16 protein-coding genes and 1 tRNA gene are annotated in these 21,144 nt (G+C 44.5%); 10 read left to right on the top strand and 7 right to left on the bottom strand.

What is annotated here, in order from left to right; genetic code table 11:
* Nucleotides 1-430: 430 nt before the first annotated feature.
* Both thsB and map read right to left on the bottom strand, forming a co-directional pair.
* Nucleotides 431-2,095, bottom strand: coding sequence for a thermosome subunit beta (gene thsB, locus ACZ49R_RS04535; RefSeq protein WP_011762709.1), 1,665 nt, complete (start codon nucleotides 2,093-2,095; stop codon nucleotides 431-433).
* A gap of 56 nt (nucleotides 2,096-2,151) precedes the next feature.
* A complete protein-coding gene (map, locus tag ACZ49R_RS04530) occupies nucleotides 2,152-3,027 on the bottom strand; it encodes a type II methionyl aminopeptidase (RefSeq protein WP_464733917.1) in 876 nt (291 codons plus the stop codon).
* Between the two features lie 73 nt (nucleotides 3,028-3,100).
* Between map and dnaG the strand changes: the two genes are divergently transcribed.
* Nucleotides 3,101-4,318 (top strand): DNA primase DnaG, encoded by a 1,218-nt coding sequence (dnaG, locus tag ACZ49R_RS04525; RefSeq protein WP_464733916.1) that lies wholly within the window; start codon nucleotides 3,101-3,103, stop codon nucleotides 4,316-4,318.
* Between the two features lie 4 nt (nucleotides 4,319-4,322).
* Here dnaG and ACZ49R_RS04520 read toward each other — a convergent pair whose 3' ends face one another.
* A complete protein-coding gene (locus ACZ49R_RS04520) occupies nucleotides 4,323-6,680 on the bottom strand; it encodes a DNA-directed DNA polymerase (protein ID WP_464733915.1) in 2,358 nt (785 codons plus the stop codon).
* Between the two features lie 139 nt (nucleotides 6,681-6,819).
* On the opposite strand from ACZ49R_RS04520, the gene ACZ49R_RS04515 reads away from it, so the two are divergent.
* Nucleotides 6,820-7,170 carry a hypothetical protein gene (locus ACZ49R_RS04515; RefSeq protein ID WP_011762713.1) on the top strand — a complete coding sequence of 117 codons (351 nt, stop codon included), beginning with the start codon at nucleotides 6,820-6,822 and terminating at the stop codon, nucleotides 7,168-7,170.
* Between the two features lie 512 nt (nucleotides 7,171-7,682).
* On the opposite strand, the gene ACZ49R_RS04510 is transcribed toward ACZ49R_RS04515, so the two are convergent.
* Nucleotides 7,683-7,791: transfer RNA gene (locus ACZ49R_RS04510), tRNA-Thr, on the bottom strand.
* A gap of 93 nt (nucleotides 7,792-7,884) precedes the next feature.
* On the opposite strand from ACZ49R_RS04510, the gene ACZ49R_RS04505 reads away from it, so the two are divergent.
* The 4 genes from ACZ49R_RS04505 to ACZ49R_RS04490 are packed head-to-tail and all read left to right on the top strand — an operon-like array spanning nucleotide 7,885 to nucleotide 10,693.
* Nucleotides 7,885-8,355, top strand: a complete 471-nt coding sequence (locus tag ACZ49R_RS04505; protein ID WP_011762714.1) for an uL15 family ribosomal protein — start codon at nucleotides 7,885-7,887, stop codon at nucleotides 8,353-8,355.
* Nucleotides 8,356-9,738 carry a preprotein translocase subunit SecY gene (secY, locus tag ACZ49R_RS04500; RefSeq protein ID WP_464733914.1) on the top strand — a complete coding sequence of 461 codons (1,383 nt, stop codon included), beginning with the start codon at nucleotides 8,356-8,358 and terminating at the stop codon, nucleotides 9,736-9,738. It abuts the gene before it with no gap.
* A gap of 29 nt (nucleotides 9,739-9,767) precedes the next feature.
* The gene (locus ACZ49R_RS04495) at nucleotides 9,768-9,905 is read left to right on the top strand and encodes a hypothetical protein (protein ID WP_464733913.1); all 138 of its coding nucleotides are present in this window, start codon (nucleotides 9,768-9,770) and stop codon (nucleotides 9,903-9,905) included.
* Nucleotides 9,902-10,693, top strand: coding sequence for a putative RNA uridine N3 methyltransferase (locus ACZ49R_RS04490; RefSeq protein WP_464733912.1), 792 nt, complete (start codon nucleotides 9,902-9,904; stop codon nucleotides 10,691-10,693). The genes ACZ49R_RS04495 and ACZ49R_RS04490 overlap by 4 nt, the downstream gene beginning before the upstream one ends.
* On the opposite strand, the gene ACZ49R_RS04485 is transcribed toward ACZ49R_RS04490, so the two are convergent.
* Genes ACZ49R_RS04485 through ACZ49R_RS04475 form a run of 3 tightly spaced genes read right to left on the bottom strand, consistent with a single transcriptional unit; the run spans nucleotide 10,690 to nucleotide 14,781 of the window.
* Nucleotides 10,690-11,913, bottom strand: coding sequence for a sugar phosphate nucleotidyltransferase (locus tag ACZ49R_RS04485; protein WP_464733911.1), 1,224 nt, complete (start codon nucleotides 11,911-11,913; stop codon nucleotides 10,690-10,692). The genes ACZ49R_RS04490 and ACZ49R_RS04485 overlap by 4 nt on opposite strands.
* Before the next feature lie 44 nt (nucleotides 11,914-11,957).
* Nucleotides 11,958-13,406, bottom strand: coding sequence for a glycogen/starch synthase (locus ACZ49R_RS04480; RefSeq protein WP_464733910.1), 1,449 nt, complete (start codon nucleotides 13,404-13,406; stop codon nucleotides 11,958-11,960).
* 1 nt (nucleotide 13,407) lies between these two features.
* Entirely contained in the window at nucleotides 13,408-14,781 is a 1,374-nt protein-coding gene (locus ACZ49R_RS04475; RefSeq protein ID WP_464733909.1) for a glycoside hydrolase family 57 protein, read from the bottom strand.
* A 112-nt stretch (nucleotides 14,782-14,893) separates the two neighbouring features.
* Here ACZ49R_RS04475 and ACZ49R_RS04470 point away from each other — a divergent pair, with 112 nt between their 5' ends.
* The 4 genes from ACZ49R_RS04470 to ACZ49R_RS04455 all read left to right on the top strand — a co-directional run bounded on the left by ACZ49R_RS04470 (nucleotide 14,894) and on the right by ACZ49R_RS04455 (nucleotide 21,139).
* Nucleotides 14,894-16,720 (top strand): aldehyde ferredoxin oxidoreductase family protein, encoded by a 1,827-nt coding sequence (locus ACZ49R_RS04470; protein WP_464733908.1) that lies wholly within the window; start codon nucleotides 14,894-14,896, stop codon nucleotides 16,718-16,720.
* Between the two features lie 26 nt (nucleotides 16,721-16,746).
* Entirely contained in the window at nucleotides 16,747-18,201 is a 1,455-nt protein-coding gene (locus ACZ49R_RS04465) for a glycogen/starch/alpha-glucan phosphorylase (RefSeq protein WP_464733907.1), read from the top strand.
* A 27-nt stretch (nucleotides 18,202-18,228) separates the two neighbouring features.
* Nucleotides 18,229-19,647: a tRNA uracil 4-sulfurtransferase ThiI gene (gene thiI / locus ACZ49R_RS04460; RefSeq protein ID WP_464733906.1), complete on the top strand. Its 1,419-nt coding sequence runs from the start codon at nucleotides 18,229-18,231 to the stop codon at nucleotides 19,645-19,647.
* Nucleotides 19,648-20,194: 547 nt separating this feature from the next.
* Nucleotides 20,195-21,139, top strand: a complete 945-nt coding sequence (locus ACZ49R_RS04455; RefSeq protein ID WP_464733905.1) for an MBL fold metallo-hydrolase — start codon at nucleotides 20,195-20,197, stop codon at nucleotides 21,137-21,139.
* Nucleotides 21,140-21,144: the final 5 nt, after the last annotated feature.

Genomic DNA, 21,144 nt, shown 5'->3' with positions numbered 1-21,144 from the left:
CGGCGGAGCCCGCAGTATGGAGACCTTGGACGTTATCCCTCGCAAGGGTTAATAGGCTGGACAACATGGGGTGGTTCACCTCGTTCCACAGCTTAGCGGCGGCGTATGCAAGACAGTGTAGCTTCCACTTTTAGACCTTAGTGAGAGAAGGCGGATAGTCCGCACGGGGGCATCTTGATAGGGCTGTATCTCCGCTAGAGTCATCTGAGCACCGTCTAGCGGATGCTACATACTGCATATAAACGGAGAAATAAACCTCAATGTACAATAACAAAGACTGTCAAAATATGTAAAAAATGATAAAACTTGGCATATATATGACAGACGTGACAGTTGTAAGTTACGCGTCCCCCACAGCGATTATACTAAAATTGTGTAAAAATATTACTCTAAATAGTTTATCTATACTAGGGGGAAAACCTGAAAAAATTTAGTCAAATTCCTTCTTTTCTTCCTTCTTCTCTTCCTCTCCCTTCTTCTCCTCTTTCTCCTTCTCTAATTTAGATGCCGCGATTATCTCGTCTATTCTCAAAATCATAGACGCGGCTTCAACAGCTACTTTAAGTGCGTTGAGCTTTACAGTCAACGGCTCAATTAAGCCGAGAGCCATCATGTCTACAACCTTGCCTTGATATACGTCAAGGCCGTATCTCCAACCATCTGGCTGCTCGTGTTTGTGCGTCAACTCAGTCAGTATGTCTATGGGGTCTAGCCCGGCGTTTTCGGCGAGAGCCTTAGGTATGGCTTCAAGAGCTCTTGCAAACGCCTCTACAGCATATTGTTCTCTTCCGCCCACTTTTGTCGCAAAGGCTCTAACAGCTTTCGCAGCCTCTATCTCAGCCGCGCCGCCAGCAGGAAGTATGTAAGGCTCCTCAACTACATCGGCAACAACAGATAGAGCATCGTCAAGATTACGCTCGGCTTCGTCGACAAGTCTCTCAAAGCCTCCACGTACTAGGATCGAGACTGCTCTTGGGTTTTTACATTGTTCTACAAACACCATCTTCTCGTCGCCTACACGTCTCTCCTCAACAAGTCCCGCAAAGCCGAGGTCGGCTTCTGTTAAGTCTTCAATATTTGTCACTAGTCTCCCGCCTGTAGCTCTCACTAATTTTTCTATATCACTACGTTTTACTCTCCTCACGGCTAATATGCCAGCTTTAGCTAAGTAGTACTGAGCAATGTCGTCAATGCCCTTTGTAGTGAATAACGCAGTTACGCCAAGCGATTTAAGCTTGTCGACATAGCCCTTGAGGATTTTCTCCTCCTCTTCTAAAAACGCTCTCATCTGTTGTGGATCGCTAATTCTAATTTCAGCATCAATTTCCGGCTTCTCTACCTCCAATGGCGCATCAAGTAACGCTATTTTGGCATTTATAACACGCTTAGGCATTGCTGCGTGAACGACTTCTTTATCAACTATTACACCATAAACAAGTTGAGTATCTAGGAGAGATGCGCCATGCTTCTTAACTATCTGGATGTTGTCAAGATCGACGTAGTATTTCCCATTTCTCTCCTCTGCCACTTGTAACACCGCTTTTACAGCTAAGTCAGCGAAATACTCCTTTACAGTTTCAGAAATCTTCCCACCCATTGATGTCATAGCTATTTTTTTCAGCGTATCTACATCTGTCCTACTTACAGGAACGGCAACTTTACGTAGATGCTCTGTGGCCACATCTAGCGCCTTCTTAAAACCGCTTACTATTACAGTTGGATGGATGTTTTTCTCAAGTAGTTTCTCGGCTTCCTCAAGTAAAGCGCCGGCTAGCACAACCGCTGTAGTAGTACCGTCGCCAGCCTCCTCTTCCTGAGATTTAGAAATTTCTACTAGTAACTTAGCTATGGGGTGTTGAACATCCATTTCATCGAGAATAGTGGCACCATCATTTGTTATTGTTATATCGCCGAGAGAGTCAATAAGCATTTTGTCCATGCCCTTTGGCCCTAGTGTTGTCCTCATAACTTCGGCTATAGCTCTTGCAATCATTATATTTAGCCTAAGCGCCTCTTTGCCAAAAGCCCTCTGCGTACCTTCCTTTAATACAAGCACTGGCACTCCTCCTATTTGAGTCAATACAGCTTGACTCATGGCTTGACAAAAATTGTGTCTATAAAAACTTTTCGCAGAAAGATATTTCGTCGTTACTATATCAAGTCTAGTGTCTGCGCCAAAGGTATAGCGCCATCTTCAGCTACATATACAGTGTCCTCAAACTGTGCAACAAACCCCTTTGATCTCTCTATCAAAACCTCATACCCATGTAGAATACCATTTCTGTACGCTGTTTCTATCTCTACATCTGATATCTGTGGAAACCAACGTGGAGAAAAGGGCAAGGGTCCCGCTTCTGCGCTTATTATATCTATTATGTATTGGTAAGTCTTATGTCGCATACGGGCTAGGCGATATATCGTTACTTCTCCTCTGTCAGCAACATATCCCTCCCCATTTGTGACAAAAGGCTCTATTGCATACACATCGCCAGGCGCAAAGGCTTGGGATGCAGATTTGTCTGAGTAATTTGGTACTACATATCCGGCGTGTAAAATATAACGCTCAATTTTGTGGCCAGTTAAGTTATATATGGGATTGAAGCCAAAGCTCTTGATAGTTTTTTCTATAGTTTCTCCTATCTGCCACGCTCTTACCCCAGGTTTTATAGCTCCTAGGGCAGATTCTAAAGCTTTTTTGGCAGCTTTCTCTAGGTTTGAAAAAATGGGGCTTAAAGCCACAGACACTGCGGCATCTACAATATAGCCGTCACGTTGTGCACCTATGTCAATTTTGACAATACCTGTCTTTGGAAGCCTAAGAGTGTCGTTTCTTTTCGCCGTATAATGAGCCGCCACCTCATTTATACTTACATTAACAGGAAATGCCGGTCTCATACCGCTAGCTCTTATAAAAGCCTCGACTTTTTCACAAATTTCTAGCACAGGTGTATCCGGCTGTGCTAGATCTAGCGCATATTTAAGTGCTTTATACACTACGTCGCCTATTTGACGTAAAGTCTTTAGCATTGAAACATAGGGCTACGGAGTTTAAATACGTGAAGAAGAAAGAATTTATAACCTGAAGAAGAGAGAGACCCCTATGGGAGCTTTAACCATTGTAGCCAAATACATGATAGTGGCACAAATAGATGTAAATGGCAGTGTGGATAAATCCGATATAATTGGCGCTTTATTTTCCCAAACAGAAGGGTTGTTAGGCAAAGATATGGATTTAAGAGAACTCCAAATGATGGGACGTATAGGTAGGATAGAAGTCGAAATATCTGAGAAAAATAGCAAGACAAAAGCCAGGATATACATACCGAGTAATTTAGATCGTTACGAAACTGCATTAGTTGCCGCGCTTATAGAGAGCGTAGAGAGAGTAGGGCCGTATCTTGCCAACGTCAAAGTACTTGAGATAAAGGATCTCCGTGAAGAGAAAAGAAGGAAAATAATCGAAAGGGCTAAAGAACTTGTAAAATTAATAGAAGAAGAGATATTACCAGATACTAAAGAGATTATTGAGAGACTAAAGGAAGATGTAGCAAAGGCTGAGATAATTGAATATGGCCCAGAAAAACTCCCAGCGGGACCCGATGTAGATAAATCAGATTCTATAATAGTGGTGGAGGGCAGAGCCGATGTAGTTAACCTAGTAAAACATGGATATAGAAATGTCATCGCAATAGAGGGTATAAGCAAGGGAGTTCCCCAAACTATAATAGACCTGAGTAAAAAGAAGTCTGTAACTGTGTTTATTGACGGCGATAAAGGCGGCGAGATAGTACTAAGAGAGTTAATAAAAGTCGCGCACATAGACTATATAGCCCGGGCGCCGCCAGGGAAAGAAGTAGAACAGTTGACAGCTAAGGAAATAGCGAAAGCGCTTAGGAATAAAATAACGCTGGAAGAATGGCTTGCACAACAAAAAGCGGCCGGAGAGAAAACAGAGTCACAAATGCCGTCTCAACAACCTCAGCTTACGCAGACACAGCCAACGACTGCTGAGGTGCAAGCTCCCTTTGACCTATCCAAGAAGATAGAAGAGATGCTAGGTACTTTAGAGGCCGAGGTATACGATGCAAATTGGACGCTATTGAAGAGATTACCAGTTAGAGAGTTGCCCGATTTTCTTGCCAACTCAAATGATTCTATATACGCTGTGGTAATGGATGGCATTGTCACACAAAGAATTGTGGACTTAGCCACGAAAAGGGGAGTCAAAGTTATTATAACTGCTAGAGTTGGCCCTCTTACAAAAGTGCCTGAAGATATGAAGATAGTGACTTTTGATCAAATAACGCAGAAAACGTAGTTTTCTAACTTAGAAAATCTAGAAGCGACCTTTCCATTCTCCCCGTTTTAAGATCCGACTCTTTCACCCCTATAACCTCTGCTATTCTCAACGCCGCTGGTATTATCTGTCTCTCTATGTAGTAGTCGATATCTATCTTTTTTATATCGTCAAGGAGTATATACGGCAACGCCCTCTCAGATACTTTTTCGCCTCCTTTAACTATGACATAGCCTATCGTAGTGCCCTTGCCCACTCGATAGCCGTGTCTCTTGAGAATTTGCGCAGCGTGAACATGAGGCGGATACGCCTTATATTCGTCTAACTCTTTGTCTAGAGTTTTCCATATTATTAAATCATCAATGTTAAACTTGTAATTTTTCAGTCGTTCTATTATTTCTCTAATATATTTTATAACGCCATGTCTAGCTTCCACAATATCTCTTGACTTAAGTATAATCTCTATAACTCTTAGCTGAACGTCTTTGGCAAGTTCACTCCAGTCTCCCCTCACGACCTCGAATCCCACAATATCTATACGCCCATCTCTCAATAAGCCAGCGTACCTCTTCTTAGCCTCTGTGAAAAGCACCTTGGCGTAATCCTTGTCCACCTTTATGTCTATGCCGTACTTCTCCTCCACGTACTTGATCAGTTTGTCCACGTCTCCATGTTTTTTGACAAATAGGCTGTCTGTATCGCCATATACAACCACAATGCCCAACCTTCTAGCTTGTTCAATAACGTCTTTTAGAATCGCTCTGGCAAAAGCCGTCACAGACTCGGCTACCTCCCGCTTATACCACCGGGCCCCCACCCAACCCAAGTATCCATAAATGGCATTGGCCATAACCTTGAGGGCACGTTGTCTCTCGTCTAAGATCTTAAACTCTGGCGAATCTGGGGGGTATTTCTTCGCCTCCTCTCTTACCGCCTTTCTAAGCTCCACCAAGCTCTTCAACACCTGAGGGACGAAGCCTGGTGGGCTTCTCCTAAACCTATGCCCCACCTCGGGGGCCACGTTTACACCCTCGGGCGGATCCGGCTCGCCGGGCTCTAGGTACGTATCCGGCGATAGGTTGTACTTCATCATGATGTTAGGGTACATGGAAGAGAAGTCGAGCACAAGCACGTCTTCGTACATCCCGGGCTTTGGCTCAAGCACGATGGCCCCCTTATATGGTTCGTACTCCCTCTCCTCTCTGTTCGGAGCCACCTCGCCCAGGCGGTACGCGTACCTAAGAAGCATCCACTCCACCCTGTTGCCCACACTCGCCGCTGCCACCTGATCCAGCGGTAGCCCAGATACAGAAGATAGTTGTATTAAAAACGGTAGGAGCTTGTCGGCAAGTCCTAGAGTGGATCGTACGTCGTCTAGAACATACCGCTTAAGTAGAGGTCTTTTATTGGGGTCTTTCCAGTATTCGTAAATCTTGTGGCCTGGGATCAACACCCTCTCTTCTCTTTTCATTACACCAAAATATTCAGCAACACGGTCAAGAGTCTTTAGCTTAATCTCCGGGAACTCTTCCACGATGTTATAGAGATCTACATTTGCTCTACCAACGATAGACCAGTGTCCATACACGCTCTGTTGAGGGGGATTGCTCAGTCTATCAACTTTGAGCGGCACGCCAACGGCTTTCGCACGTTCTACTAGATAAGGCCAATCAAAGCCGTTGGAATTATAGCCAACAATTACATCGGGGTCATAACTTCTGATAAAATCCACAAAAGCGCGCACAACCCCCCTATCGTCTTTCCCACTAGCTTCAAAAACCTCCTCGTGCCCATCGTTTGTCTTTATGGCTAACATAACCACGGGATCTCTGATAGGATCGGGAGAGCCACGCTCGTTATAAACCTCGATATCAAACGCCATAACTTTCAATGAAGGGGGAAAGCCTTCGTCAATCCCGTACCACTGAGAGACAACGTATGTGGGAATCCCGCCAAGTCTACCCCCCTCTTCTACTTCTGCCACATTCCAACTACAGGGCACTACCCCCATGTCTATCATATATCGCATGTAAAAACGAATATCTGCTTCATAAACGCCAGAAACCCTTGGTATCGACATTGCGGCTTCTCTAAGTTTCCTGACATCCTCAGGAATTTTAGCAATAACTTTCAAAAACTTCTTAGGCCTTCCGAGGAACCTCCTTTCAACTATTTGTACATCGTCTATTGGTGCAACTCGCGACAACGCAGTCTTTAGAGCAGCTGGTTCACAAACGGCACAATCGACGTAGAAATACGGCTTAAAAGACCTATCGATAAGTACAACACGCTCACCGCTGCTTAAAATACCGAAAATCCTAATCTCAGGAACACTACCAACTACGGCATAAGTAATGTCGAGAGGCCAAACTTTTAGTTCCACAATGCTTGAAACAAATATAAAAATAAGTTGATTTACAGTATATGAACGCTGTGGCGGAATGCTTAAAACAATTACCTCGCAAACCGGGCACGGCGCACAACTATATAATTGAGTGGCTACTTAAAAAGCTAGAAGAGGTATGAAACTATACCTCTCCTTAGCTGTATTAACGGCGATATATATTATCGCTCTTACCCTTGGCGTTACCACAGCTCCTTCATCTCTGTTATGGAACGGGGTAATAGGATTTATGCTATCTATTTCACTTGTACTCTCCGTAATACCTCTGATAGGCCTTCTGTTTTATGAAACAGCTTTGCAGATACTGACAAGCTCTCTAAACCCCCCTGTGGATATAAGCCTATTGACGTGGATTTTAAAAATAGCCTCATTTATAATAAATATCTTGTTTACCATCGCTTTGGTACTCTACGTCTTACAGAAAAAGAGGGCATACGCTAGAAGAGTTATCAAGACATTGTTGTTCTAAGCCGTCTGTCCCTACGCCTAGGGACTTTCTCTAGCTCAGCCTTCGTTGGTAGTTGAGATGCTTCGGGTGTGGTCGTCGGGTATAGGACTACCCCTTCTCTATAGTGAATTTAAGCCGCGTGTCAAGCATAACGACAGCATGAGTCTGTGTATATACACCTTTATCTTTCTCAATCTTCTGCCGAATATCTCGGCGACATCTCCTCTTCTATACCCCTTAGAAAATGTTAAAGAGTGGCTTAGGAGGTCTAGAGTTAAGACATGGGCGTCTTAAGCGTGGAGTCGCTGGACTATCGCCGTCTATAACTCAACGCTTTCTTTACTAGCACAGAATTTTTCAGGAAAACTCACCAATACAAAATCTCTCATCGAATTTCAAGAATTTACGTCAACCCTAGCGCGAATCTCAAAACATGCCATTTAGAAGTCTTCTTGAGAATATTTAGCGGAAAACTGAAGAATAGAATAATATAACACCGGCGCATATGGCTGCGACAAAATAAAAAATGACGAAGCCCCGGCCGGGATTCGAACCCGGGACCTCCCGCTGTCTCGCTGACAGATACGAGGCATACGCGGGGCGTTACCCCAGGGCGCTCCGACCGGGCTGAGCTACCGGGGCTTAAACTAAATATCCTCTATGTTAATAAAGTTTTAGCCATTAATAGCGACTATTTGCAGAAAAGTTTTAAAATGTGTCAGAAGCAAGGGCTGTATGGTTCGACGCTTTAAACCCGCTGTTAAATATAGACGCGGTAGCAGGACACACGGCTGGGGCAGAGTAGGCCAACATAGAAAAAGCGGGAGCTCTGGCGGTAAAGGCATGGTTGGCTTCCACAAACACAAGTGGTCTCTAGTTATGAAATACGGCGAAAGTGGCACAGGATGGCCCTTCTACGGAAAACACGGCTTTAAACAACCCCCCACTATCGCCATCGAGTGGAGGCCTATAAATGTTGGCAGTCTCTCCGACATAATCAAAGAGCTTAAAAAAGAGGGAAAAATCGCAGAGGAGGGGGGCAAATACGTCATCAGACTCTTGGAACTTGGGTACAACAAGCTCCTAGGCGGGGGCCATATAGATGTGCCAGTTATAGTTTATACTCCAGCCGCCAGTAGAACAGCAGTTGAAAAAATTGAAAAAGCTGGCGGAGAGGTGAGAATAATTCCACTCATACACAAATAAATGGATTTTCTAACATTTATACCAACGGTCTCAAGGCCGCCGGGTAGAGTACCTCTTTCTAGAAGACTCTTCTGGACTACAGTAGTAGCCGCAGTATATATCCTAATGACGATCACGCCACTCTACGGAGTACAACATCAACCTCAGCAGGGGACTCAACAAGCACAACAACTACTTTCCATAATATTCGGCACAGCATATGGCACGCTTGCCCACTTGGGCATAGGCCCTATAGTTATTGCAGGAATCTTACTGGAGGTATTTGCTTTCTCAGGTATATTAGGATTAGATTTAAACAAACGCGAAGACCGGCTTAAGTTTACGCTGTTATTAAAATGGACAGCCTTAGGCATAGCAGCAGTTGAGGCAGTGGCATATGTACTAGGAGGACAATTCGGCCCAGTGTCGCCGCTAGTTGGAGCTTTTATCGTAATTCAGCTACTAATAGCGACAGTGATTATAATTCTCCTAGATGACCTAATGTCTAAGGGCTGGGGTATCGGTAGCGCTATAAGTCTTATAATATTCTTAGGCGTTGCTCGCCAGATATTTCTCAGCTTGTTCTCTTGGGATGTCGTAGTAGATGTCAACGGCCAGGCGCATGTTGTAGGGCTAATACCAGCTCTCGGCGCCGCGTTTTATGATCTATTTGCTCATGGAAATGTAGCTTCGCTAATTAGTTTAATAAATAGGCCGGTAGTGCTACAGGGTCAACAATCCGTCACCTATCTCCCAGATATCTTAGGACTACTCTCTACCGTCCTTCTGGGGTATATAATCTTATATCTTGAAATGATGAAGGTAAATATTCCAGTAACAGCTGGACAATATAGGGGGATAAAGTTTAGCATCCCACTTAGGTTCGTCTACGTCTCAGTTTTACCAATAATCTTTACAACGTATTCCCTTCTCTTGCTTGGCCAATTATTATTCCCCTTCAGCCAGTATAACCCTGTAATTTATTACATCGTACGAGTCATATTTCTGCCGCACCGATATTTCTTTGACATACCGTTGCTAATTATACACTACTTAATTTACGTAACGCTTGCTATAGCCTTTGCTTGGATCTGGGTTCAGTTGGCTGGTCTCAGCGCAGAGGACCAGGCAAAACAGTTTACCCAGTCGCAATTGCATGTCCCTGGCTTTAGACAAAGTGAAAAAATACTGGCAAAAATCTTAGAGAGACCTATAAATGCGCTTACAATAATAAGCGGGTTTATTGCTGGATCTTTCGCAGCACTTGGCAACATCCTCGGCGTATGGGGTAGCGGGACCGGACTTATACTTCTCGTCGAAATCGCACTACAATACTATGCATTAGTTATGCGCGAACAGATCCTCGAGATGTATCCAGGTCTAAAGGAGGTATTAGGCAAATAATTTTTAAAACTACAGATTATCGGAATGCTATGGGAGGACGGCAAAGGACAACACTATTTATGACTAGTGAAGAAGAGGCAAAGAAGTTAGGCTTGGAAACAGGAGAGGAGGAAAAAGAAAAGAAGAAAAAAGAGGAGAAAAAATCTGAAAAACAGAAAAAGAAGTGAGTTTTTCAATAGCAGTACCCCACGACTTTCTTTCAGAAGCCCCCGACGAGGCTAGCAAAGTGCGCAAACTAGGTTACTTAGCTAGAGCTGCGGCTATATTTAATGTTGAGACAATAATAATATATTACTACGGTAGTCCACTTAGGGAAGAGATCGATTTCGCCAAAACAATCCTAGAATATGTCGTAACACCACCATATCTTAGGAAGAGACTTTTTAAACTAGATCGACGGCTTAAGTTGGCAGGACTTCTCCCCCCTTTGAAGATACCGAGCCATACCGTGTCTCTTGAGCCAAGAGTTGGCGAAATACGCGAAGGTGTAGTCGAGCGATGGGACGGTTACTTTTCGCTGGTGTATATAGGCGGTGGGAAGTATGCAAAAATTCCAAAGCCTTATCCGGTGGGCTCACGTCTCCTGGTAAAAATAGAGGCGCCAACGGAAAGACCTGATACCTATAGAGCCTCTGTGTATAGAGGCACCCCCCCTGCGTATTGGGGCTACAAAGTTGAGGTAAGGCCTTTACAGAGTTTAACCGAGGGATTTGACGCCATAATTTTGACAGGAAAGGAGGGGAGGTCTGTATGTGAAGCTAAGCCAAAGGTAGGGAAGAAGACGTTGGTTGTATTCGGAGGCCCGAGAAAGGGGGTTGATGAGATATACAAAGAAGCTGGCGTTGAACCGCCTGGCGAGCTTATAAATTTCGTCCCACGTCAAGGCGTTGAAAGTATTAGAACAGAAGAGGCAGTTTTTATCGTCCTCTCAATTCTTAACTTGTCAAAGTGCTAAATCAGCGAAAACCCCTCTAGCCTAACACCTCTTTCAATAGTTCTATGCGGCCACACCTTTACATTTTTTAAATAGGCGCCCTCCCCCACAGAAACGTTATCGGCAATTACCGAATCTTCTATCACTACACCATCCCCTATATAGACATGTCTACCAATAATTGAGCGTCTTATTGAAACTCCACGGCCTACGTATGTACGATCCATTATTACAGACTCTTCAATAGAGCTTTTTTCTCCGATAATTACGTAGTTATCTATAACAGACTCCTTTAAATACGTCTCAGCGCCTATCTGTACGTGTCTTCCTATCAATAAGGGCCCCTCTGCTCTAATTATATTACTTCTGATGTTATCACCGATTTTCTCCTTTAGAGCCTTTGATTGTAAACTTGATCCTTGTATATATACATGCGACACTACCTCCTCGGCTTCTAACTCGCTAGAGTTCAAATGTCTCAACAAGTATCGCACTGCTTTGAGATAACGCTCTGGAGTTCCTATGTCAAACCAATAGCCCTTGGTAACATAGCCATATACAGGCAATCCGCTTTCAATACAAGTTGGTATAACGTCTTTTCCAAAATCCATTCTACCCTCTACGTAAAGTCTCTGTCCTACCTCCCCTCTGAAGAAGTTTCTAAAGTCTTCAGAAAGTATATAAAGCCCTGTATTTACCAAATTACTTGGAGCTTCCTCTCTCTTCTTTGGCTTCTCTACAAATTTTAATATGCGCATGTCCTCATCTACCGCAACGACGCCGAACTCTTCCAAGTTTTCTATCTCTTCCTTCAGCGCTATTGTTAAAAACGCCTTTTTAGACACATGGAAGTTATACATATCTTGTATATCTAGTCTAAAGATGTTGTCACCCTGTACTACAAGCACAGGCTCGTTAATATCGTAGTATTCTAGAGTCGTAAGAACCGCCTCCGCATTGCCTCTAGTCTCCACCCTAGGCATATATCTAATCCTTATTCCTTTACCATATCTTATATAAAACCACTCCCCCTCACGAAAGTAATCATATATATCGCGGTAGTTGTGATAACCCCGTACACCGAAGTAGAACTCTTCTACGCCTTGTTGCGCTAAGTGTAAAATTGAAAGCTCGATAAGCGGTCTGTTGAGAAAACGCACCATAGCTTTTGATGTCTCCACAGTTAGAGGCTTGAGCCTAACGGCCTCGCCTCCTACTGGTATCACAGCGATTTTTACCATGTATTATTTTGCTCCTCCTTTTAAATTTTCTACAGAAAACCACACTAGCTAAGAGCTCTAAAAAATGCAAATTGTCTAGCCTTCTCGTAACATTGTTCCAACATCTCTACCGTATGTTCAATTCTAAATTTCCTATTTACATAGTTAACTATGTAGTGTCGCGGCGGCGGTTTGTAACGACCGACGGCTATCGCTTCTATAGCTCTTCCCAAGTTTTCAACATCCTCTGGCTCAACTAAGAGACCCATTCCGTCTACAATTTCGGGTAGCCCGCCGGTTTTTGTCGCTATAACTGGCGTGCCAAGTGCCATAGCTTCTATTGCCGAAATACCGAAGGGCTCCCATCTAGATGGCATAATTAGTGCCTTTGCTACATAATGTAATGCTTTATAAAGTCTCGGCGGTATCTTTGCCACAGAAAGAGCCGCCCTTCCCCGTCTTTCCCAGACCAAACTTTTTATATATTCTTCATAATCCCGCTCTCCCGCTGGAAGACCTAGTATAAGTAGCCGGGCACTGGGGGCGTAATCTAGGGCTTTCAGAGCCAAGTCTATGCCCTTTTGATATGTTAGCCTCCCCACTGTGAGAAAGAGGGCGCCGGCTTTTTCCAGACCGCCTATTACGCCCATACGTTCTACCTCCTCCACAAGACGCCATGTGTCCTCCTCAGAAATCCCCTCGACGTCTTTAAGAGACCAATCTGTGGCGTTATATACAACACAAGTTTTTGGACGTAGCCACCCTCCATACTTACGTAGAAGCTCCTCTAAGTAGCCGTAGCTAACTGTAGACACTGCATCTGCTTCCACTACGCCAAATCTTTCAACGCTTCCCCACCCCTCGTCCCATACTGCGTTGTAATACTCCCAGCTGTGGCAACAAACTCTCCAAACTGGGTGTTGTCTATTGTACAGCCCGCTCCACTCAGCGTAGTGCCAGGGAAATCTATAATCCCAAGATAGGTGAATTGTGAAGAGAAGCGGCAACGCCAAGCCCCTTCTCTCCGCTAGGTCTTTTAGAGCTACTCCCGCCAATACTGTAGGCCAGTCGTTGATATGTATTAAGTCGGGTAATCCAAAGCGTTCTGCAAACGCCGTAACTGCCCTAGTTAATAGAGATGCTTTCTCCTCTGTATATTCATAAACACCCCATTTGTCAAATATATGGCCTGTGGCATAGTCAAGGCCTTTAAACATCACTACTTTCACGCCTTCTATAAACGTCATCTCTGCGCCTAGGCAATAGGGGTATAGCTTACCGTCTAACCCTCTGCGCTCTCCACATGTTTTAAAGTCTAGAGGGTATAGTTCAAAACCTCTCTTGGGATCTAAATGTCTGCCATGGCTAGGCATTAGTACTGTTACGTCATAGCCTTTTCTCGCCAAACCAACAGCATACTGTCTAACAGCCTCTCCAAGACCCCCCACTTTTACCAATCCGCTAAACTCCATTGTCAGGATATAGACACGTTTTATCTGCTCTGGCGCGTACATATCAGCTAAGTATCCTCCTAGCCTCGTCTGGCGTAAGAAGAAATATGTCGACAAGCCATTTCAATAAGTCTTCATAGTTACGTCTCTTGAAATTCATATCTACAGACTTTAGCTCTTTCAACGAGCATATCCTTACGCCTTGGCCATAGAAACATCTCTCATCGTTAAACACAAGTCTCTCTGCTGCTTCGACATTCCACCTCTCTCTTATTTCTATCAAAAGCGCAACTAGAGCAGCCATATAGACGTCATGCGCCTTATATGCAGAGCCATATGGGCTGAAGTAAGAGTGTACCTCTCCTGCAGGCCCTGTCTTTGTGGCTTGGTAATAAAAGTGGTCGCTCGTAGAGAGCTCTCTCCAAAGCCTCAGCGTCTCGCCACCGAGAGCCTTGGCGTATGGGTAAAGCCATGCAAGGAGGGCAAAGGCGTTGCGTTGAATTTCGTTGCCCAACCACGCAGATAGGTCTCTCTCGTCTGCCCAACTGATGGTGGCCCAAGGGGGCACGTCGTATATGTCGCGAGGCGGATGGCGAGACGCCGCCTCAGAAACTGTAGCGAACCTGAGCCGCGGTCTTTTCGCTATCTCTCTCGGGAGCCACCTGAGAAACTCGTAAATGCCTGACTCTGGCCAGTGGTGTTCTCCAAAGGTTTCGTAGTCGACGGCTATAAACACTACATCGCCTGGAGTGGCCTCTAGCCAAGTTGCGTATTTATCTGCTGTGAGTGGCCACTGATCCCACCACCGTGCCCCAAATCTAAACCCTATGTCGTCGCTAAGTCTGTAATTACGGACTAGAACTCTTACGTCGCAACCCCATGCTTTATAGACGTAGTTGGGAGAGCGCCATCCCAAAACCCAGTCTACCCCCTCTGTAACCACCGTCTCAAAACCCATTGAGTATAGAAAGCACGCAATGTCGTTGTTATAAATAAACTCTGTATTTTCAGCAGCCCTCGGTCTTATGCCAACTAACTCCTCCACAGTTTTTGCCTGTAACTCTATCTGTTCTCTAAATTCTTCCCTATCTATAAACCATACAAGACTATGGTAATAAGTCTGTGCAATAAATTCAGCCGCCTCATGTGAGACAAGTTCGCGAAATAGCTCTAAAACATCTGGGGCAAATTTACGTATCTGTTCAAATGCCAAACCACTTATGCTAAAGGTGACCTTAAACCCCGGAATCTCTCTCGCTATATCAACTAAAATATCCGTGGCCCTACGGTAGACTCTCTCAACGACCCTCTTAAGAATTGACATATTTAACTCATCATAGAAAATTTCTATATCGCTAGGCTTCCTCGGGTAAATTCGGTAGATGTCTGGCCTTATACGGCGGGGCTGGTGAACTTCGAAAAAGAGCACCACATCCATAGAATCATCAACGCAGATCGCTAAATATTTAACAATGAAGTTCTTTAGGCAATGTAACAGGCAGATTTATGTAGAATGGCAATGTTTTTTAACTCTAGCCAAAGCCAACAACATGGCCGGATGGCAGGGAAGAGTCCTAAGAATTGATCTTACTAAAAAGAAAGTTGTTGTACAAGAGCTAGACGCCTCTGTTGCAAAGGCTTTCATAGGCGGGCGGGGTCTTGCAATAAAGTTACTATGGGATGAATTGCCTCCTGGCGTTGACCCGCTGTCACCATATAACAAATTAATATTTGCCGCAGGCCCCCTTGTCGGATTGCCAGGGCCTAACTTTGGGAAACTTGTCGTCGCCGCAAAAAGCCCTCTCACAGGGGGTTATGGCGACGGTAATATAGGCAGTTGGGCTGCTGTAAATTTGAGAAAAGCTGGATATGATGCATTGGTAATAGAAGGCAGGGCAGAAAAGCCGTCCTATATATACATAGAGGGCGAAAAAGTAGAGATATTAGACGCTAGAGACTACTGGGGGCTTAACACTTGGTCTGTGGAAGACAAGTTACAAAAAATACATGGGAAAGACGCCGCGGTGATTACAATCGGCCCTGCCGGAGAGAACTTAGTACGCTATGCCACTGTAATTTCACACAAGGGGCGTTCAGGAGGTAGACCAGGCATAGGCGCCGTTATGGGGTCTAAGAGATTAAAGGCCGTGGTCATAAAGGGCAAGGGCGAAATACCTCTGGCAGATAAGGCATTGTATCAAAAGGTAGCCATTGAAGCAGTGAAAGAGGGTATGGCAAGCCCGAGCTACAGCTTTTGGATGAGACAGGGAACTACCTCAACTGTAGAGTGGGCACAAGAGGCAAGCGTCTTGCCCACATACAACTACTCCGAGGGGCAGTTTGATGAATTTTCTAAAATCGGCGGCAATATGGTGGAGAAGTTTGAGACAGATCTCAAGTCTTGTCCACTTTGTTTTATGGCATGCGGCCACTGGGTTCCTGCCGAATCTGGCACTGTAGAAGTAGATTATGAGAACTTAGCTATGTTAGGCTCTAACATAGGCATTGGCGACCTGTACAAAGTTGGTGAACTTAACAGAATTGCAGATACTATGGGCATAGACACTATTTCTCTTGGAAACGTCTTGGGTTATGTCATGGAGGCTTCTGAGAAAGGCTATGGCGACAAACTTGGTTTTATAATCGAATGGGGCGATTACGAGGTTGCAAAGCAGCTAACATATGATATAGCGTATAGGAGAGGATTTGGCGATTTATTAGCAGAGGGCGTAAAGAAAATCGCTGAGAGGATAGGCGGCGAGGAATTCGCCATGCACGTCAAGGGACTTGAGGTCTCTGCATACGACTGCCACGCTGCGCCTGCAATGGCATTATCTTATGCCACATCACCCATAGGGGCTCATCATAAAGACGCTTGGGTAATAGCTTGGGAGGTTAAGACAGATAGATTTGGCTACACCAGAGAGAAGGCGGCAAAAGTTATAGAACTACAGCGGATAAGAGGAGGGTGGTTTGAGACTTTTGTCGGATGTCGACTACCTTGGGTAGAAGTTGGGCTCTCCCTAGATTGGTATCCCAAACTTTTTAAAGCTGCAACAGGCGTAGACGCAACACCGGAGTATTTCAACAAGGTGGGAGATAGAATTTATACGCTTATCCGGGCGTTTTGGATAAGAGAATACGGGTGGTGGAGCAGAGAGCTAGATATGCCGCCAGTTAAGTGGTTTAAACAACCGCTTAATAAAGGTCCTCTGAAAGGTTCACGCCTAGATTACGAGGGGTATAATAAGCTCCTAGACTATTACTATGAGATACGCGGATGGGATAAACGCGGCGTGCCTACAAAAGAGACTTTGACGAGTTTGGGTCTAGAATATGTAATACCGCAACTTGAAAGAGTAATAGATCTTCAATAGTTTTAAAGGGGGGTTTCCCCAGCAATGTGATTATTTCAATTACGCCAGAGCTTGGAATAGAGGTTGTAAAAAATTTCGCGGGAGGACTCGGCGTCTTAGAGGGCGACAAATTCTATGCAGCTGCAAGGCTCGGGGTGCCATATACAGTCATTACACTTTACTACCCAGAGGGATATGTGAAATATAGAGAGGAAAACGGAGAGTTAATCCCAACTGCCGAAGGTAATACATTGGATAAACTGTCATTTTTAGACAACTCTGAAGTAGAGATTAGAGGAGACAAAGTTGTAGTCAGTTACTATACATATCGGCTAAACAGCGCAACGGCGGTATTTATAAAAGTTGAAAAGCCTGACTGGGCTGTTAAAGCAACTAGGAGACTATATTATGAAGATACGGAAGCTGAGCGTTTTTATAAGTATGTTATTTTGGCTAAAGCCGCAGTTGATTATATAGAGCGCTTCGTGGGGTGGGACAACGTCAAATATCTAGACTTGCAAGAGGCATACACAGTATTTACCCTACTCTACAAGAGACATCCAAAGGCCAGGCTTATAATTCATACACCAGCCCCCTGGGGCCACCCGACATTTAACAAGAGGTTTTTCCAAGAGGAATTTGGATATGATATGGCTATGAATCCTGTCGTTTTAACAGAGGTAGGACTTGCGATGGTTTCAGAGGGCATCGTTGTGTCAAAAAAGATGAAGAAAGTGACGTGTAACACATTTCCCCACCATTGTCATAAAATCAAGCAGGTTACAAACGCCATCGAAATTACGAGGTGGGAACACCCCAGTATTACAAATGTAGATAGCCCCGAGCAATTAAGAAAGGCTAGAGAGGTTGTAAAAAGAGAGACGCTGAAAGCTTTGGGAATAAATGTACATGACAAAGTAGTAATTTCGTGGGCTAGACGTATCACACACTATAAAAGGCCACATTTCGTGCTTCAGCTTATAGAAGACATAAATAAAGATGTCGTATTTATACTAGGGGGTCGCGCACATCCCAATGACAAATATGGCGTTGAAATGATGAACCAGTTTAAAAAAGCCGCAGAAAACATGGACAACGTATACTACTTCCCAGACCTAGACATCGACACTGCCAAAAAGATAATATGGGCCTCAGACATATGGCTATTTACGCCATTTAGCGGCTGGGAGGCGTCAGGCACCTCCTTTATGAAGGCCGGCGTAAATGGAGTGCCGTCTGTAGCGTCTCGCGATGGCGCAGTTATAGAAGTTATAAGAGATGGATACAACGGGTGGCTCTTTGGCGAAGATAGAGATAGACTGTTGCCGCTAGACAGCCCAGATATAGACCGGAGAGAGTACCACGAGTTTAGAAAAAAGGTAGAAGAGGTGTTAAATGTCTACAACAGTGAGAAGTATTGGGAAGTTGCATACAACACATACGCAACGTTTAGACAGTATTTCTCTATGGACCGTCTTTTTAAAGAATACAGCTACATATAGCTTTTATCCTATACAACAAAGTCTACTGTGGAACGTGTCTTAATAGTGAGGGTAGGCGAGCTAACCATCAAGAGAGGCAAGACACGTGTAGAAATGGAAAGACTTTTGCTAAAAGCCGCCAAAGAGGCGGCAACAGAATGCGGCAACGTTAGATTTGTCAGAGAACCCGGGAGGATATATGCACTCGGCGATATCGACTGTTTAAGAAATAAGCTCTCGAGAGTATTTGGCGTAAAGTCTGTAAGTCCGGCGTATGTAATTATTTTCGAAAAGATAGAGGATATTGTAGATGCAGCGTTAAAACTCTGGGGTAGCGCGGTGGCGGGGAGAAAATTCGCCGTGAGAGTGCATAGAGTTGGTGAGCATAGCTTTACGTCTAGAGATATAGCTATTGCAGTAGGCACCGTGTTAACAAAAGCAGGAGGCAAAGTGGATTTGGAAAATCCAGAAGTTGAGCTTTTTATAGAAGTGCGTAATAACCGCGCGTTTCTATACACAGAAGTTATAGAAGGGCCTGGCGGCCTTCCCATAGGCTCAGAGGGAAAGGTCTTGGCGTTGGTATCAGGCGGAATAGACTCGCCTGTCGCCGCGTGGATGATGATGAGGAGGGGGGCTCATGTCGATGTCTTTTACTGTAACCTAGGCGGTACATTTGTCGCCAGGCTTGTCGTAGAAGTTATAAAGAGACTTCTCTCTTGGTCCTACGGCTATAACGCCCGCGTAGTTATTACAGACTGTGCACCTATAGGCCGCACGATACGTAGAAATGTTAAAGAAGAGCTGTGGAATATCGCTTTTAAGCGCGCATTATATCTCACAGCCCGCAAAGTGGCAGACATAGTTAGGGCAACTGCACTAGTGACGGGCGAATCGTTAGGGCAAGTATCGTCGCAAACTTTACAAGCCCTAGCTGCGGTTGAGAGAGGGCTAGATATTCCAGTTATGAGACCCCTAGTAGGGATGGATAAAGATGAAATTATACAACTGGCCAGGAAGATAGGCACATACGAGCTGTCTATAAAGATACCGGAGTATTGTGCCATATTTAGCAAGAGACCTAAGAAGTGGGCCACTAGAGAGGAGATAGAGGAGATAGACTTAGCGATATACGACGCAGTAATAGAGGTTGTGAAAAATATAAAAATTGTCAAGAAACGAGAACTAGATAGCTATATAGCGTCTCTATCCCCCCCGCAAGACATAGAGATAGAAAGCTTGCCTCCAGACGCCGTTTTGATAGACTTACGAGACCAAAAGTCTTTTCAAAAATGGCATCTCCCAGGAGCTTTAAGAGCTGACCCAGACGACGTACTAACATTAGTAGATAGACTGGGGCACGATAAAACCTACGTCTTTTACTGCTACAGCGGAGGTCTTAGCCTAGACGTCGCCGAGAGTCTCCGCAAATTTGGAGTAAAGGCGTATTCGCTTAAACTACGTAAATAGACTATTGAAATCCCATATATGGTGTCTGGTTTTCCCAGATAGCCAGCCCGCGGATACGCCTTTTGGCAACTGCAGACGAGGCGGTTGAATCATTGGAGCCCGGCAACGACCCTCTGCAGTGCGCCAGACCTCAGAGTCGGAGAAGTCGTTCATAAAGATAGTGATAATGAGAGTGAAAGTGTTGTTTAGTCTTTTCCGTCCCCGATATAGCCCTCTTGCCTATATGTGTAGCACATTGTTGCGACCGTCGTTAGATTATGAACAGAGTAGAGCATCCTCCTGTTTCTCTTTGGTGTTGTAAGTTCATCATATCATTGAACCATCACCGTCACACCATCCAAACATAATGATCCTTTCCCCAGCTCTCTAGACAGTCGGTATCCGATCGCGACGAGACAAATCATTTTTGCCATTCATCGCAGAGATACGACTTCTCGCAAGTCTGATTTTTCAGACTGTGGCGTACCTCGTCACACAGTCGGCAAAGGGACACGACATCACATATCGCATATAATTGACGTATATAAGTTCTCATAATTTATGCAATGTGAATATTTACTACGACAGCGGTATATATGTTGAGGGCCGTAAAACTAGGTTTGTTGTAGATCCAACAGGGCCGATAAAGAGAGATGTAGATTTTGTATTAGTTACACATGGTCATAGCGACCATATATCTCGTTATGTCTTAAGACAGTTGGTAGTCGCAACTCAAGAAACTTTCGTTGCCATGTATATCCGTTTGGGCAGTCTACCTACAAGGCGTATAACTGTCGCACCAGGCAAATTCTTAGAGTTAGACGGTGTACATATAGCAGTGTTGGAGGCAGGACATATATTGGGCAGTGTTATGTATCTTGTAGAGATAGACGATTTACAAGTGCTTTTTACAGGCGATTTCAATACCACAGGCACAATTTTAACAGACGCAGCTGAGCCCGTGGATAAGCCAGATATACTCGTCATGGACGCCACTTATGGAGACCCAGCCTATATATTTCCAAATAGAGCCGAGGTATACAATGAGTTACTAGATGTAGTTGAGAGATATACTACTAGCGGCAAAGTGGCTATAGTCGCATATCCGTTAGGCAAAGCACAGGAAGTCGCAAAGTTATTTGGAACCAGAGCTGGAGCGCACATCACGGTGGCAAGATATAATAGAGCCTTAGGTATTCCAACTGGCATGGAAAAAAATGTAGTAATAGTACCAAGCTTAAGGTCTGCACCAACTGGGTATTTCAAGGTAGAGGTTAGTGGTTGGTATGCAGAAGAAACTACAAAGAGAGAAGCAGCTAAAAGGGGAGTATATGGAATCCCTTTAAGCGACCATAGCGATTTTCCCAGCCTAGTGGAATTTGTAACAGAGACGTCTCCTAAATTAATATATACCGTTTATGGCTTCACAGAGAGATTTGCAAAACATCTTAGAAGACTTGGTTATAGGGCGTATACAATACCTGGCATTACGGGACTTGCGAAATTTTTCTGAGACAT

This window comes from Pyrobaculum organotrophum (genome assembly GCF_055384425.1).
Note: the sequence above shows the minus strand (reverse complement) of the source record. Positions and strands in the feature narration are given on the sequence as shown.